Source organism: Pseudomonas sp. ASL9, from assembly GCF_056680335.1.
Genome location: NZ_CM155277.1, coordinates 5,562,007 through 5,578,101 on the forward strand (window position 1 = coordinate 5,562,007; position 16,095 = coordinate 5,578,101).

The 16,095-nt window shown below is 57.1% G+C and carries 13 protein-coding genes; 11 read left to right on the top strand and 2 right to left on the bottom strand.

The genetic code is table 11. The features are described 5' to 3' along the window. Positions 1 to 6: 6 nt before the first annotated feature. The 6 genes from tssK to AC1ME2_RS25580 all read left to right on the top strand — a co-directional run bounded on the left by tssK (position 7) and on the right by AC1ME2_RS25580 (position 10,891). Entirely contained in the window at positions 7 to 1,389 is a 1,383-nt protein-coding gene (gene tssK / locus AC1ME2_RS25555; protein WP_480437903.1) for a type VI secretion system baseplate subunit TssK, read from the top strand. Then, positions 1,386 to 2,054 carry a DotU family type IV/VI secretion system protein gene (locus AC1ME2_RS25560; RefSeq protein ID WP_480437905.1) on the top strand — a complete coding sequence of 223 codons (669 nt, stop codon included), beginning with the start codon at positions 1,386 to 1,388 and terminating at the stop codon, positions 2,052 to 2,054. Before tssK ends, AC1ME2_RS25560 begins: the two co-directional genes overlap by 4 nt. Then, complete coding sequence (locus AC1ME2_RS25565; RefSeq protein ID WP_480437908.1) at positions 2,054 to 5,998, top strand: type VI secretion protein IcmF/TssM N-terminal domain-containing protein; 3,945 nt, start codon at positions 2,054 to 2,056, stop codon at positions 5,996 to 5,998. Before AC1ME2_RS25560 ends, AC1ME2_RS25565 begins: the two co-directional genes overlap by 1 nt. Further along, the gene (locus AC1ME2_RS25570; protein ID WP_480437911.1) at positions 5,995 to 9,180 is read left to right on the top strand and encodes a response regulator; all 3,186 of its coding nucleotides are present in this window, start codon (positions 5,995 to 5,997) and stop codon (positions 9,178 to 9,180) included. Before AC1ME2_RS25565 ends, AC1ME2_RS25570 begins: the two co-directional genes overlap by 4 nt. Beyond that, entirely contained in the window at positions 9,173 to 9,820 is a 648-nt protein-coding gene (locus tag AC1ME2_RS25575) for a response regulator (protein ID WP_480437914.1), read from the top strand. The genes AC1ME2_RS25570 and AC1ME2_RS25575 overlap by 8 nt, the downstream gene beginning before the upstream one ends. Positions 9,821 to 9,882: 62 nt before the next feature. Further along, positions 9,883 to 10,891, top strand: a protein-coding gene (locus AC1ME2_RS25580) for an IS630 family transposase (protein ID WP_480437917.1) whose coding sequence is annotated in 2 segments (ribosomal slippage) — positions 9,883 to 10,272 and positions 10,274 to 10,891 — 1,008 coding nt in all. Because the reading frame shifts where the segments join, the coding sequence is not laid out codon by codon here. Between the two features lie 171 nt (positions 10,892 to 11,062). Here AC1ME2_RS25580 and AC1ME2_RS25585 read toward each other — a convergent pair. After that, positions 11,063 to 11,248, bottom strand: coding sequence for a hypothetical protein (locus AC1ME2_RS25585; RefSeq protein ID WP_480437920.1), 186 nt, complete (start codon positions 11,246 to 11,248; stop codon positions 11,063 to 11,065). Between the two features lie 70 nt (positions 11,249 to 11,318). After that, positions 11,319 to 11,483, bottom strand: coding sequence for a hypothetical protein (locus AC1ME2_RS25590; protein ID WP_480437923.1), 165 nt, complete (start codon positions 11,481 to 11,483; stop codon positions 11,319 to 11,321). Positions 11,484 to 11,609: 126 nt separating this feature from the next. On the opposite strand from AC1ME2_RS25590, the gene AC1ME2_RS25595 reads away from it, so the two are divergent. The 5 genes from AC1ME2_RS25595 (at position 11,610) to AC1ME2_RS25615 (ending at position 16,064) form a co-directional block, all read left to right on the top strand. Beyond that, the gene (locus tag AC1ME2_RS25595) at positions 11,610 to 12,023 is read left to right on the top strand and encodes a DoxX family protein (RefSeq protein WP_480437926.1); all 414 of its coding nucleotides are present in this window, start codon (positions 11,610 to 11,612) and stop codon (positions 12,021 to 12,023) included. 188 nt (positions 12,024 to 12,211) lie between these two features. Further along, on the top strand, positions 12,212 to 13,867 hold the full coding sequence (gene pgi, locus AC1ME2_RS25600) for a glucose-6-phosphate isomerase (RefSeq protein ID WP_480437928.1): 1,656 nt from the start codon (positions 12,212 to 12,214) through the stop codon (positions 13,865 to 13,867). A gap of 67 nt (positions 13,868 to 13,934) precedes the next feature. Then, on the top strand, positions 13,935 to 14,963 hold the full coding sequence (locus AC1ME2_RS25605; protein ID WP_480437930.1) for a class I fructose-bisphosphate aldolase: 1,029 nt from the start codon (positions 13,935 to 13,937) through the stop codon (positions 14,961 to 14,963). Next, on the top strand, positions 14,960 to 15,241 hold the full coding sequence (locus tag AC1ME2_RS25610; RefSeq protein WP_480437932.1) for a histidine phosphatase family protein: 282 nt from the start codon (positions 14,960 to 14,962) through the stop codon (positions 15,239 to 15,241). The genes AC1ME2_RS25605 and AC1ME2_RS25610 overlap by 4 nt, the downstream gene beginning before the upstream one ends. Positions 15,242 to 15,314: 73 nt before the next feature. Next, on the top strand, positions 15,315 to 16,064 hold the full coding sequence (locus AC1ME2_RS25615; protein WP_480437934.1) for a Crp/Fnr family transcriptional regulator: 750 nt from the start codon (positions 15,315 to 15,317) through the stop codon (positions 16,062 to 16,064). Positions 16,065 to 16,095 lie beyond the last annotated feature (31 nt).

Here is a 16,095-nt window from a genome sequence, read left to right on the forward strand (position 1 = left end):
AGCCCTATGAATATTGATCAGTTGTTGTATTGGCACCAGGGCTTGTTTCTCCAGCCTCAGCATTTCCAACAGAACGATGCCCGTATCGAGCATCGTCTTGCCCGTACCACGGGGTTGAACCATCCTTACCCGTGGGGCCTGATCTCGCTGAAGATCAACGAACCCGCGCTGATTGCCAAACAATGCCTACTGGATCAATTGTCGGTGCGCTTCGCCGAAGGCACGTTGGCCGAATATCCGGGTAATGCGGTGCTGGAGTCGCGCACCCTGGACCTGGGCGAATTCAGCGGCGGACGCACGCTGTTTGTGGGGCTGCGCCGCTTGCTGCCAGGCGATGTCAATGCGCAAGTGTTCGAGACGCTGTCCGACGGTTCTCGGGCGGAAGCGCGCTTTGTTGTGGCTGCTGACCCGGAAGTGATCGGTGACCGTCTCGGCAATTCCCCGGAAGCGCGGGTGCGCCCAATGTCTTACGTGTTGCGGCTGTTCTGGGAAGATGAGCTGGAGCATTTGAGCGCCTATGAATTGTTGCCGATTGCCCGTCTTGACCTTGACGGCGACCGCGTGCGACCTGCGCAGCGCTACGTACCGCCGTCGATCAACCTGGCAGCGTCACCGATGTTGCTGCAAACCCTGCGCGAAGTCCGCGACGAATTAGTCGGCCGGGCGCGACAGCTGTCGGTGTACAAGCAGCCGGGTGAATCGCGTCGGGGAGATTTCGACGGTGCCCAGGTCAACCACCTGATGGCCCTGGCGGTACTGAATCGCTACGGTCCGCTGTTGACCCACTTACTGGAAACGCCGCAGGTTTCGCCGTGGCAGCTTTACGGCACCCTGCGCCAGTTGGTCGGTGAGTTGAGTCTGTTTTCAGACGTCTGCGACATGCTCGGTGAAACCCCTGATGGCCGCTTGCTGGTGCCGCCTTACAAACATGAAGAGGCCGGGGTCGCGACCATTGCCCTGGTGGCCCTGATCGGCCAGCAACTCAATGAAATCAGTATCGGCTCCGAGTTGCTTGTGCGCCTGCAATTGCAGGAAGGTTTTTATCAAGCCGAGTTGCCGGACGCCTTTTTCGGCCCGCGTCATCGTTATTTTCTGGTGGCTCGTAGCGCGGTCGACCCTGTGTGGCTGGCCGAGGGCTTACCGCTGGATGGCAAACTGGGTGCGCTCAGCGTCATGGAAGGGTTGGTCAATCGCGCGTTGCCCGGAATTGAACTGATCTACCTGCAGGTGCCCCCACAAGGCCTGCCAAGGGTAGCGGGGGCGTTGTACTTCCGCCTGGAGACACTCAGTGATGGCTGGGAAACGCTGCAGCACGAGCGTCAGGCTGGGTTTTTCCTGCCCCAGCCGCCGGCGGACTTGATCATCGATCTGGTGGTGGTGCGCACATGATTAATCCCCGCCTCGCCGACTGTTGGATGCCAATATTCGACGCTGCAACGAGCGGCGTCATTGATCCTGCGCAGTCTTACGAAACCCTCTCACCAGCGCTGATAGTGCTGCTCGACGCGGCAGCCAATCGCGCCCGCGAGCTGCATTTTGCCGAGGCTGAAGTGCGCGAGGCGCTGTTTGCGGTGGTGTCCTGGATCGACGAAACAGCCATGTCTCGTGATTGGCCAGGCGCTGCACAATGGCGTCGTGCGCCGTTGCAACGTCATTACTTTTCAACCAGTCGTGCCGGCGTTGAGTTCTTTCAGCGCCTGGAGGCTTTGCCCGAAGCAGCGGTGGGTGCCCGTGAGGTTTTTGGCTTGGCGTTGTTGAGCGGCTTTCAGGGCCGTTACGCGACACGTCCGGGTGGCGAACTGGCTCAGTACCGCCGGTTGTGCTTGGAACGGATCATCCTCGATAACAACATGGTGCCGCTGGATGCCACCAGCTACCTCTTTGATCAACCCGAAGACCAACTGCCGAAACGGGCTCGTGTGGTACGCCGTGGCTTGCCCGGTATTTCGCTGCTTCTGCTAATTGGGATCCCCTTGATTGTGTTGACCGTGCTCTACATCAGTTTCGATCTCTCGCTGGGTCGACAAGTCAGCCAATTGCTGGAGATCCGCTGATGCTCAAGAAAGCGGGGGTCTTCTTGCTCTGGGTGTTGCTGTTGGCAAGTTTTGCGCTGGTGCTTTGGGGGCTGGCGCTCTATGAGGATTGGCCGTTGTGGTACGTGCCGGTCATTTTTTTCGGGACCATTCTGTTGGTTCTGGTCGCCCGCTGGATCGGGCGGCGTTGGCACGCTTGGCGCTTGCGTGCGCGAATGAAAAGCGAGTTGCCACAGAGTCGTCGCGATGAGGCTCCCAACCTGGATCAGGACTGGAACCTCGGTGTGCGCATGCTGCGCGAGTCACGTCTGAGTCGATTGGGTTCACCGCTGTATGTGCTGCCCTGGTTCCTGATGCTGGGTGAGAGTGGCAGTGGCAAAAGCAGTCTGCTGGGTACCAGTGGATTGACGTCGGCATTGCGCTCGACTAGTCGTGGTAAGCAGACAATACCTACTGGAACCCTCGATTGGTGGTTCCTTGAACGGGGTGTGATCATCGATCCTGCAGGCCGCATGGCTGAAGGGAGCAGCGACGCTGGCCCGGAATGGCGGCGCTTGCTTTACTGGCTGTTGCGTTCGCGACGCCGCGAACCGCTCAACGGTGTGTTGCTGGTGATCGACAGCAAGCGCCTGTTGACCGATTCTGATGAGCGTTTGGCCGAGCAGGGGCACAATCTGCGTCGCCGTCTGGATGACTTGGTGAAGGTTTTTGGTGCCCGGCTGCCGGTGTATTTCATCATCTCCGGTGCCGAAGCTGTGCCTGGTTTCGCGCAGTGGGGTGCCGCATTGACACCGCCACAGCGTGAGCAACCTTTTGGCTTGCTCAGCCAGCAGCGCACTGGCGGGGCGGCCGCGTTTCTCGATGAAATATTTGGAAAGCTTGGCCAGCGGTTGTTTGACCTGCGCATAGAGTTGGGTGTGCGCGGTCGGCCTGACGAAGATGCCTTTAGCCTGCCGGAACGCATCGGCGATTTGCGGCCGCGTCTTGAAAAGCTTTTATTGCCGGCCTTTGACGCTAATCCCTACAGCGAGCCGCCTCTGCTGTGCGGGCTATTTCTTACCGCTCAAGGGCAGGATGCCGACGCGCAGGATGAAGGCTGGTTCAGCTATGACCTGCTGGGGCAGCTGTTGCCAGGGCAACGTTATGCTTATCAGTCCATCGATAGCTGGCATCGTTGGCGGCGTCTGCTTGCTCATGCCGCAGTTATCGGCTGGCTGGGGCTTTGCTTCGGGTTCGGCGCATTGATGGTTTATGCCGACCATCACACCGAGGCAGTGCTCACCGAAGCGCTCGACGAGCCTCCCGCTCCTGAAGACTTCGCAAAAGGGCTGGAAACCGATCTGGATGCGCTGCGCCGTTTCCGGCAAGCGCTGATCGACCTGTCTAACGCGCAGCAGGGTGGATGGCATGGTTTGCTGCCGTTCTCACGCCACATCGACGAAGTTCAGGAACACTATCGTTCTGATTACGTAGCGCTCTTCGACAGAGAAATACGCACCCCGGTATTCGATGGTTTCATTTCGCAAAACCTGAGCAACGCATTGAACAGCGGTGACCCTCGATTGATTGCCGCTTATGCAGAGTTTCTCGTGCGTCGGATCAATCTGCTCGATGCACGCTTGAATAATCAGTCTATGGACGAACTGCCGCTGCCAGGACCAGAGGTAGGTTTTTTGAATCTGATCTACGGCTCTAAGGCCCCGATCAGCGCCGGGCAACTGGCGACCCTGGGCACCAGCTATCGCTCTTACCTGGCATGGCAAACTGATATGTCGCAGATGCAGGCCCTGCGGGCTGGCTTGCTCGGCCAGCTTGAATACATGGGGCTTGAGGGTCGTCCCTTGGCGTGGCTGACGGCGTGGGCGGACTTTCAGGGCGATCTACAGCCGATCCTGCTTAGCGAATACTGGACCGACACCGACAACCCAGGTTTGAGACTTTCCGGCGCCTATACCGATCAAGGGCACAGCGCGATTCTTGGTTTCATGGATGAGCTGGGTCGTGCCAGCCGTGACCAGACCTTGTGGAAGGCGCAGCGGGTGAAGTTTCTGGAGCAGTACCGGAGCGATACCCAGGACGCCTGGTATCGGTTCATCCAGGGCAGTTTGCTCAGTGCACAGACGCGATTGAAAACCCGTGGTGACTGGCAGCAAGCCCTCAGTGTGGTCGGCACGCCCAATGATCCATTCCTCAAGCTCCTGCACCGCAGTGCCGAGCGTTTTACATTGATTCCGGTCGAGTATAGGGCACCTTGGGCGAGCCGTGCAGTGGCGATGGACCGCTTGCTTAAGCTGGCGAATAACAACGATTTGCATGCTGAAGCAAGCGCTCTGGGCAGTTTAAAAGTCACCAACGCGCTGGGTGGTGATGTGCTCAAAGGCATGATCAATGGCAATTCGATCGAGGGCGGTGTTAATGGCCTGCGCGATGAATTGACCCAGACTCAGGCCTTGGCCAAGTTCCAGCAATTGATGAAAGGTGTCATCGCTGATTTGCAGAAAAGCGATGCGCAAGCGTTCCAGGTTGCCCTCGATACCTGGGGTTTTGGGGCCGATCCTGCGGTCAAATCCGCTCCGCTTTGGGAAGCAGGCGGTATCCGTACTGCCTTGGTCCAGGCGCTCAAGGGGCCAGACCCGCGTGAAGATGTGGTCTGGTCTCTGGTGACCGGCCAGCTGGATTTTGCCTCGCACTACGTTTCAGAAGTGGCGGCCTGTCGCTTGCAAAGTGATTGGAGTGGGCAGTTGCTCAGTTCGATTCAGGGCGTGCGCGACCCGGTTATGCTTAACGAGCTGCTTTACGGTGATCGTGGTCAGTTGCCGGCATTCATGAATGGTTCGGTGAAAAGCTTCGTGCAGCGCGATGTACAGCGCTACAGCGGACGTGACGCGCTGGGCGTGCAGATCCCGTTGACCGGTGCGTTCTACGCCTATGTCAGCCGCATGCAGCACGCACAAAACGATCTGGTCAGCGCCCAGCGGCAAAGCCTGACTCAACAAGCCACTGAGCAGCAAAGCAAACAGGTACTGGATGCCGAGCAGAAAACCTTGGCAGCACAACGGGCGGAACTCAAGCAGAGTATCGCGACGCTGCAGGCCACCGCTGCGGTGGTAGAGCTGTCCGCCACGCCGTCGCAGGTCAATATCAGCGCCCGTTCGCTGCCACAGCAAACGCGTCTGACGCTGCAGTGCAGCGGTCGTTCAACGGTACTGGATAACTTCAACTTCCCGACTAGCGCCAGTTTTGTTTGGGCGCCAGGCGCTTGTGCGGACGTCGCTCTGGAAATCAGCTTCGCCAACTTCAAGCTGACCAAACACTGGACTGGGGACCGCGCGTTCGTGGATTTCTTGCGGCTGTTCAACGGGGGGCAACACACCTTTACCGCCAATGACTTCCCGAGCCAGCGCAATGTAATGGGCAGCGAGAACCTGATAGGCATTCAGCTGACTTACCGTCAGGAGGGCGAACAGACCTTGCTGGAGAAGTATGGCCAGGCCGACCAGTTGCAGCTTCAGGTCAACGTCATCGATGAACGCTTGAAAAGCATTACTGAGCAGCTGACTGCGATGGACACCCAGGCCGCTGCCATGAATGTCAGCCTGGCGGCCCTCGGGTCGCCGGCTCAACAAGGCGTTGCGAGCATTCAACCGCCAACGCAAATTGCCTGGTGCTGGACGCCAAGGCCGGTTGATACAGGTTTTGCGGCAGGTGAAGGGCTGCGTCTGGATCTTGGCATCTATGACAACGAAAAGCGCTTGAGAAACCTTGAAGCGCAATTGCGCACGCTAGGGCTCGCCACCCAACGCCAGCCGCTGCAAACGGGGACTGGTGGGGCCGGGCAGAGGTTGCTGGTGGTGTCGCTGCGCGACGATGACGCCGCACAACGGGCTATTCGTGACATTGCTAACAAGATGGGGGTTACTGCAAAGCTCGACAGTACGGCCTCTAGCACAGCCAGCACGCGATGAAGGGTTGGCGAAATTCTCTGGCGTTGCGCATTACCTGCGTACTGGCGCTTGTTCTGGCCTTGAGCTGGTGCGTGGCCGCCGGGCTCAGCGCCTGGCGGACTTATCAGCAGTTGCAAAGCGAGGCGCTGGATGATCTCAGTCAGCGCCTGCGCCTGCTCTCCAGTGTGGATAACGATGACTTTCGAGACGCAGAGGAGGGTGCCAAGCGGCTCATGACGCGTTGGAACAATGGCGCGGCCAAAGAGTTTGGCAGCAACATTTTCCAGCGCAGCACCATGCACTGGGTACTCAATCAGGCGCAGCAAAGCGATGCGGACAGCGCTGCCAGCATCGACGTGTTGGCTCGCGCAGCCTCTGCGGCTGAAGCGTTTGGTACTGCCGGTCAGTCGATGACCGTGGATACGTTTTTCTATTTTCCAGAGGTGGGCTCGGCTTTCTCCACTGAGGTCGACATCCCTTCAGGCTTTGTGCAGGCCCGCGCCGCTCATGTGCGGGAACTGTTTGAACGCCTGGCACCCGGCGGCCCAGAGGTCGTCTGGGATGGGCCGAATTACGACCCACTGCTGAATCGGCGGTTAATCAGCGTTGCTGTGGTATCGAGGGATTCATCGGGCAAGCCTTTGTTCATGACGGGTTATGAGTTGAAGCTTGATGAGCGTCTGGCGCGTATCGAACAGTTGCTCAAGGGCTACCCAAGCCTGCTTCTGGATGCACACGGTCAACGGGTTGCCGACCTTTCTGACAAGTCAATGGACGCGGTATCTCCGGATGCGCTGAAGCACTTGGTCGCAGGCTTTTCTGCCAAGACCGATTTCCCGCAGATCGGTCGTTTCGATGACGATACACCGATGGTCATCGCTCGACTGAATCAACCGAACTGGTATCTGTTGACGCTCTATCCTCAAGCGCAATTGCGCGCTGGAGCGCTGGGGCTGATTCTCAGAGAAGTACCTTTCGCGTTGATCGGCTTCATCTTGCTGAGCCTCGGTTTGCTGCTGGTATTGCGTCGGGAGTTGGCAGGGCCATTGGCCCTGTTCGCCCGGGAAATTGAACTCACGGTTCGTGGTGACGACCTCTCGCGCCGTTTGCCAGTGGTTCGCGAAGACGAACTCGGGCGCTTCGCCAAGGCCTATAACAGGTTGCTCGACGCGTTGCAGGCTCAGCAAGCCGGTCTGGAAAATCTGGTGGAAGTCCGCACTCACGAGTTGCAAACCGCACGTAGAACGGCAGACCAGGCGAATCTGCTCAAGGGGCAATTCCTGGCCAACATGAGTCACGAAATCCGTACGCCGATGAATGCGGTCATTGGCATGAACCATCTGTTGGCGGATACGCCACTGGCGCCTCAGCAGCGGCATTTCGTCAAGGCCATACGCGAGAACTCCGAGGCCTTGCTGGCGTTGATCAGCGACATTCTGGACTTCTCCAAAATCGAGTCAGGTAATCTGAATATCGAGCGGATCGAGTTCGATCTGACTGAGGTGGTGGAAGAGGTCACGGAGCTATTGGCACCGCGCGCCGCTGAAAAGGGCGTGCGGATGATCTGCCAGATCGCCACCAATGTGCCTGGTCAAGTGATGGGGGATCCATGGCGACTGCGGCAGATTTTGCTTAACCTCTTGAGTAATGCCGTTAAATTCACCGCGTGCGGTTCGATCCAACTGGCGGTTTGGCGTGGCGACGATGAGATGCTTGGGTTTCGGGTAGTCGACACCGGTATCGGAATTGCACCGGACGCACAGGCTGCCGTGTTCGACGCTTTTTTGCAGGCGGATGCATCCACCACTCGGAAGTACGGCGGCACCGGCCTTGGTTTGTCGATTAGCCAGCGTCTGGCGGGGCTCATGGGCGGCGTTATCGAGTTGCAGAGTCAGCCGGGTACAGGTTCCACATTCAGCCTGATGTTGCCATTGCCGAACTGCCCGGCCCGCGCGGCAGACGCCCCGAGGTTGTGGGGTTTGCGGACCTTGGTAGTCGATGAGCACGCTGACGAGCGTGAAGCGTTGATGGGCATCCTGGGCCAGTGGCAGATGCTGTGCCAAGGGGCCGCGTCTGCAGAAGATGCATTGAGAATGATGCGTGAGCAAGCGCAGCTGGGCGTCATGTTCGATCTGGTATTGGTTAACTGGCGTCTGCCTTTCGTTGATGGTGTGGAATTCGCCAGCCTGTGCCGAGCGGACCCGCAGCTGGCATCCGCGCGCATTGTGTTGATGGCTTCGCATGTCGAGTCGCTGATGTCTGCCGATGAGCTGCGCGCCCATGGTCTGGCAGCGTGTGTCGTCAGACCACTGCGTCGTCAGCATTTCTATCGGAGCTTGTGCGAGGTCCAGAGCGGTGCCACTCCAACGCTCAACGAGGCGCTCTCGCCTTTACGGACCCTTGAGCGTCATGAATACGCTCTTGATGTGTTGGTCGTCGATGACATCGCCACCAATCGGGAAATCACGCAGCTGTTCCTGGAGCGTTTCGGCCATCGAGTCAGCCTGGCCCGTGACGGGATCGAGGCGCTGGAGATACTCAACCGCAAGGTTTTTGATGCAGTGTTGATGGACGGACAAATGCCACGAATGGACGGTATGGAAGCGGTCCGTCAGTTGCGCTCTGGGCAGTCGGGTGCGCTGGATGAGGAGGTTTACGTCATCGCCCTGACAGCCAACGCCATGAGCGGTGATCGTGAACGATTTATTGAAGTCGGTGCCAATGACTACCTCGCCAAGCCGGTGCTGCCAATGCAGTTGTTCGATGCGATCACGCGCGTGATTGTGCGACAGCTGGAGCGCGGGATGGAGTTGCGCACTGTCGCACCCTCGCTGCCCCCGATAGTGACGGCGTCCATTGCGCCTAGTTTATCGATGGTCGATGAACAGGATCCGTTGCGCACGCCACGCTTGCAGCGCCTGTTCATCGAAGATTGCCTGGCGTTGCTGGCTCAGCTCAACGACGCCGTTGTACGGTCCGATCATGGTGAAGTCGCGCGTATCGCTCACAGCCTCAAGGGTAGCGCCGGACAATTCGCAGAGCAGGGTCTTGAAACAAGTGCTGCTCTTATGGAACGTGCCGCTTCGCAATCAAACGTTCCGCTGATGACCGCCGCAATGCTGCAACTGAACAGGCACCGTTCGATCCTTGCTGCCCGCCAGCCTGTTGTTCCTTCCGAGACTGGATATCCAAACAATGCCTGACTGCCGTTTATTGATCGTCGACGATCACGGGATGATCCGCGAAGGCTTGCGTGCCTTACTTGCCGATGCCCCTGGAATAGTTGTGGTGGGTGAGGCGCAAGATGGTCATGAGGCTATTACCCAGTGTCGCAGCTTACAGCCCGATGTGGTCCTGATGGACCTGAAAATGCCACTGCTCGACGGGGTTTCGGCACTGACCCTGATTGGCAGACGCTGGCCGAAAATATTGATCATAGCCCTGACATCCGACGTCTCCGAGCACAATGCTGCTCTGGCGCTGGAAGCTGGCGCGGTCGGTTATGTACTCAAGCGCAGTCGCAGAGATGACCTGCTGCAAGCGATCGCTGAGGTTCGTGGAGGGAAGATCTTTATTGATGCTGGCCTCGACGTCTCCCAGGTCATTGCTCTGCGCAACAGCGGTGAAACCGCCAGCGGCATTACACTGACCGAGCGCGAGCGGCAGGTGCTCAAATTGGTCGCCGAAGGGTCCCGTAATCGAGATGTTGCCGAAATCTTGTGTATCAGCCTCAAGACCGTGGAGACCCATCGACTCAATGTCATGAAGAAGCTGGACGCACACAACGCTGCTGATATGACGCAGTGGGCTTATCGGCTTGGTCTTCTCGGAGAGGGCCAATAAGTGCCATTACATAAATTTTCGAGCATACTTGGCGTCGTCTATTTCCCGGCCCCTAAGATTCCATGAAATTCGTGTCGCCTCTCTCCGATCCAGATTGCCACGCCTTGAGCGATGCCTATAGGCACGGTGAAAAGTCTGCTTTGCGCCGTCGTGCTCATGCCATTTTGCTCAGCCACAATGACCACACCATCAATCAGATCAGCGAGATTCTCGCTGTCAGGCGTGACACGGTCTCACGCTGGATCGATGCTTGGGAGACTGATGGGCTGGAGGGCCTCACTGACAAGGACCGGGCGGGTCGGCCTACCATCTACGACGAGCAAGACCGGGAGCGGCTGAAAACTCTGGTGCTAGAGGCTCCCCATCAGATCAAAGCTGTTCAGGCACGCTTGCAACAGGAAACCGGTAAATCCTCCTGCACAACGACGATCAAGCGAGCTTTAAAAAAAACTGGGATATAGCTTCAAGCGTGCTCGCCTATTACTGAAAGAACGGAGCGACGAAACCGATTTTCGCAACACTCAAAGCCTGTTGACGAGGCTTCAGCAATGGGAGGAGCGCTCAGAGACCGAGCTGTACTACTTCGATGAGTCCGGTTTTTCACAAAAGTCCTCCATACCTTACGCCTGGAGTCCCGTGGGTCAGCCGCTGAAGCTGCCTGCCTTCTCGCATAGCCGCCGCCTCAATGTGCTGGGGTTTCTCAGTCGCCAAGGCAAGCTGATTTACCACACAACCACTAACACCGTGACAACGGCGGTAGTCCTCGAGGCCTTCGATCTCCTGCTTGCGCAAAAGTCGCCGCAGGCATTTGCGATCGTCGTACTCGACAACGCCAGCATTCATCGCTCGGCTTTGTTTCAACGCAAGGAGATGGAGTGGAGGGCGCAACGGCTCTACGTGATTTTTCTGCCAACGTACTCACCGGAGCTCAACCTGATCGAAATCCTCTGGCGGAAAATCAAGTATGAATGGTTGCCTGTAACGGCTTATCAGAGCTTCCAGTCACTTACCAGCCATGTGCTTCAGGTGCTTTCAGGTTATGGCGATAAGTACGCGATTAATGTTGTATAGGTACTTAACCACCAAAAGAGAAGCTGTGGCGGGATTTCAGCCATGATAACCGCGTGCTGCCGCGCTCCCCACACTCTTACGAATTTCTAACATTAGTCTCTGCCAGAATGGCTAAAACGAATAGCTTAGACAGCCCGAAAGATTTAAAAAAACACTAAAAACTGACAAGAATCATCGAGTGATTCGATGTCTTGAGGGGGCGGCCAAGACGGCCTCGAAGGCGAAACCCACGATCAACGCTTCAGCCTGACCATACTCCGAGGCTTGTCCAGGCGTTAACAGCAAGCGTACCGGATTGCCCAAGGCATCGACCGCCGCATGAATCTTGGTACTCAGTCCCCCTCGGGACTTGCCCATGGCCTCGATGTCCTGATCTGTTTTTTTGCCGCACCGTGCTGATGAGTCCGCACGATGCTGCCATCCACCATCAAATGCTCCAGGTCAGCGTCAGGCCCTGCTCTTCAAATGCCATGGATGGATAGCCAAGCTGGGCCGCCGTTTTGTAACCGTCCGGGCAACACACCTTCCTGATGCCAACGCTTAAGGCGATGGTGATGGTGTGGGGATCTGGCTGGCAGCACGGCGCCTGCATCAAGGACGCTTCTTTTGGCCAAGTGTGCGGTATGGCTCTGCAGTTGAGTTAGCCAAGTGCTATTTACCAAGGCACTGCTACTGTTAAACGTGCATCCATCTCCCTCAGGATCCACAGGTAGCCACCATGAGATACAACCTGCTCGATAATCAACGTGATGCAATCATCCTGCTGGCTCGCATCTTGTTGATGGTGCTGTTCATCATTACGGGCTGGCCAAAAATGATGCACTTCGGTGGGACTGTCGCCTATATGACCTCACTTGGCGTACCTCTACCCATGGCGGCCGCGGCCGTTGCTGTGATCATGGAGTTCTTTGTCGGAATAATGTTGATCATTGGCTTTTACACCCGTCCTCTTGCCTTGCTGTTCGCATTGTTCGTACTCGGCACCGCCCTGCTCGGGCACCAGTACTGGACGATGGTCGACCCTGAACGCACGGGGAACATGATCAACTTCTACAAGAACATCAGCATCATCGGCGGGTTGTTGCTGCTGGCTGTCACGGGGCCGGGCAAGTACTCAGTAGACGGCCGCTGAGTTAAGCCTGCCCGTCACGGCTTAGCTCGGACGTAAGCGCCACCGGAACTGTTACGCAGCCTACCGAAACTCTTGGTTGCAAGCTTCCTTGGATGAAGTGGGCTTTTGAAGAACTTGGGCTAATAGGGTTTTTGGATAAGCTGCCGGAAACTCGCCACCGCTGGCGCGCCCGACTGAGTGAGCAAGTCATGAAAGCGTCAAATGCAGCGTGCTTGCCATCTCTGACAGAGTGCCCTGCCTGGAAAGCGCTACAGGTGCATTATCAGGCGGTGCACAAACTGCACCTGCGACAATTGTTTGGCGACGATCCTAAACGTGGCGAGCGCTTCAGCACGCAAGCGTGCGGTCTTTACCTCGATTACTCAAAGAACCGCATCACAGATGAAACGATTCATTTGCTCCTGCGACTGGCTGAAACACGTGGCTTGCGCGAACGCATCGAAGCGATGTTCACGGGCCAGAAAATTAATGTGACGGAGCAACGCGCGGTACTTCACATCGCGCTGCGCGCACCCAAGGAGGAGCAAATTGTGGTCGATGGCATCGACATTGTGCCGCAAGTACACACGATGCTCGATAAAATGGCCGATTTCGCGCGCAAAATTCGGGGTGGTGAATGGCTTGGTTTTACAGGCCTGCCGATCTGCAATGTGGTCAATATAGGTATAGGCGGCTCTGATCTCGGGCCGGAGATGGCCTATGAAGCGTTGCGCCATTACAGTCAGCGCAACCTGACACTCCGATTCATTTCGAATGTCGACGGTACTGATTTTGTCGAGGCTACACGCGATCTTGACCCCGCAGAAACGCTGTTCATTGTCTGCTCGAAAACCTTCAAGACACTCGAGACATTGACCAATGCCCACACCGCGCGTGCTTGGGTTTTAAGCAAACTCGGAAATGAGCAGGCAATAATGAAGCATTTTGTTGCCGTTTCGACCAATGCCGAGGCGGTTACCGAGTTTGGCATCGATACCCAGCATATGTTTCGCTTATGGGATTGGGATGGTGGTCGCTACTCGATGGATTCGGCGATTGGTTTGTCGACGATACTGGCCATCGGGCCGGAAAATTTCCGCGCAATGCTGTCCGGCTTTCATGCCATGGACCAGCACTTTCGCAGCGCACCGTTTGACCACAATCTGCCGGTCCTGATGGGGTTGCTCACCGTGTGGTACAACAATTTCTTCGGTGCTCAAACCGTCGCGGTGCTGCCCTATGAGCAATACCTGAAGCGCTTTCCGGCCTATCTGCAGCAGTTGACAATGGAGAGCAATGGCAAACAGGTCACGCTCGATGGCGCACGCGTCGATTATCCAACGGGCCCCGTCTATTGGGGTGAGCCCGGCACCAATGGCCAGCATTCGTTCTATCAGCTTATCCATCAAGGTACGCCATTGATTCCGTGTGACTTTATCGGTTTTTGCCAGGCATTGAACGCCTTGCAGCCGCATCACGATCTCTTGATGGCGAATCTGTTCGCCCAGACTGAGGCGCTTGCTTTCGGTAGAACGGCAGCAGAAGTCAAAGCGGCGGGAATACCTGACTGGCTAATGCCGCATCGCATCTTTGAAGGCAACCGCCCCACCAACACCCTACTTGCCGAACGGCTGACGCCAGAAACGTTGGGGAGTCTCGTAGCACTTTACGAGCACAGTGTCTTTACACAAGGCGCGATCTGGAACATCGATTCATTCGATCAGTGGGGCGTCGAGCTCGGCAAGTCGATGGCGCAGAAAACCCTCCCTGAGTTGACCGGCGATGCTGAGCCCTTGCTAAAGCATGACAGCTCGACCAATGCGCTCATCCGGCGCTATCGTCAACACAGACAAGGGCAATCATGACCCGTATGGCTGTTGGGCGATGGGCGATATTGGAGCGCCTGATTCTGCTGTTAACAAGGGGTTGAGTATGAATGCGCAAGCGCTAATAAACACCGCGAAGACGCTGGTCACAAACGACAAAGGGTTGCTGGCCATGGACGAAAGCAACCCCACGTGCAACCGACGCTTTGCCCAGTTGGGTATTCCTCAGACCGAGGAGGCTCGGCGCGCCTATCGGGAGCTAATTGTGACCACGCCGGGTCTCGGTGAATACATCAATGGTGCAATTCTCTACGATGAAACAATCCGTCAGCGAACAAAAGATGGCGCCTCATTTAGTAAAGCCCTGAGCGGCGCGGGCATTATTCCTGGGATCAAAGTGGACATCGGTACAACAGACTTGGCCGGTTATCCTGGAGAGAAAATCACCGAGGGTTTGGATGGGTTGCGTGATCGGCTTAAAGAATACTTTCAAATGGGCGCCCGGTTTGCCAAGTGGCGTGCGGTGATCACTTTGGGTGGTGACATTCCCAGCTCCGGTTGCATCGAGGCTAACGCTCAGGCGCTGGCCCGTTATGCCGCGTTGTGCCAAGAGGCGGGAATGGTCCCCATCGTCGAGCCGGAGGTGCTTATGGACGGTGAACATACCCTGGAACAGTGCGCCATAGTCACGGAAGGTGTTCTGCGAATCGTCTTCAATCAGCTGCACGCACAACGAGTGCTGCTTGAGGGGATGCTTTTGAAGCCTAATATGGTGCTTCCCGGCTTGGCTTGCGCCACCCAGACAACGGTGCTCGCGGTAGCCGACGCGACCGTGAGTTGCCTCCTGCGAACCGTACCCGCCGCTGTGCCGGGCATTGTGTTCTTGTCGGGGGGCCAATCGGGAGAGTTGGCTTCGGCCCGATTAAATGCCATGAATGTGAGATTCAAGTCACGGCTGCCCTGGGTATTGGCGTTTTCGTTTGCCCGTGCCGTCCAGCAACCGGCTTTGGAGATTTGGCGCGGTGAGGAGGCCAATGTGGTGGCAGCACAACAGGCTCTGTTACACAGGCTCAGATGTAACCACGCGGCATGCCGTGGTGAATACGACGCTGCTCTGGAAAGGCAGGCCGTATGAACACTCCCAAGCCCAAGCCCGTGCATCTTTATCTTGTCAGACACGGCGAAACGCAATGGACGCTTTCCCGCCAGCATACGGGCCGCACGGATATTCCGTTGACTGCGCGCGGCGAGGGCGAAACGAAGACACTTACACCGCACCTGCGTGATATCCCATTCACCCATGTTCTGACCAGCCCACTACAACGCGTGCAACATCACCTACGACACCCACCACCCAGTCATGATTTCAGGCGAAGAGTTTTCTGCATTTTCAGACAGCGAACGGGTCGATAAAAGACTCGGTAATCTCCAAAATACTGGTCTATCCTGCTGAAACCGGAAGGTTCTTTCCGACACGGTGGTGATCATGCCCACAAAGCCTTCCCCCCAACAGAACTACCTCCTCGCTGCATTGCCAGCGGAGGTACAAGACCGCTTGTTCCCTTATCTCGAGCTGATACCTCTGCCACTTGGCAAGGTTATATACGAGTCTGGCGATGCGTTGCGTCATGTGTATTTTCCCACCGACTGCATCGTTTCGCTGCTCTACGTGATGGAGAGCGGCGCCTCGGCGGAGATTTCGGTGGTGGGTAACGAGGGGTTGATTGGCGTCGCAGTGTTCATGGGAGGCGAAAGCACGCCCAGCCGGGCCATCGTGCAAAGCGCCGGGCATGCCTATCGGCTGCTGGACCAACGACTCAAGGACGAATTCAACCGCCACGGCGACATGCTGCAATTGATGCTGCGTTACACCCAGGCATTGATCACTCAGATGGCCCAGACGGCGGTGTGCAACCGCCATCACTCGATCGATCAGCAGCTGTGCCGCTGGCTGCTGCTGTCTCTGGATCGCCTGCCCAGCAATCAACTGACGATGACTCAGGAGCTGATCGCCAACATGCTTGGGGTACGTCGCGAGGGTGTCACCGATGCGGCAGGAAAATTGCAGCGCCTGGGCGCCATCGAATACAGCCGCGGGCATATCAAAGTACTCGATCGGCCCAAGCTGGAGCAACTGAGCTGCGAGTGCTACGCGGTGGTGAAGGCTGAGACCGACCGTCTGCTGCCCTACCTCCACGCGCCTTACAGCCCATTAATATCGCAGGGCGCCCGCTAGTAATGACAAGCTGCTCAGGCATTGTCGGCGC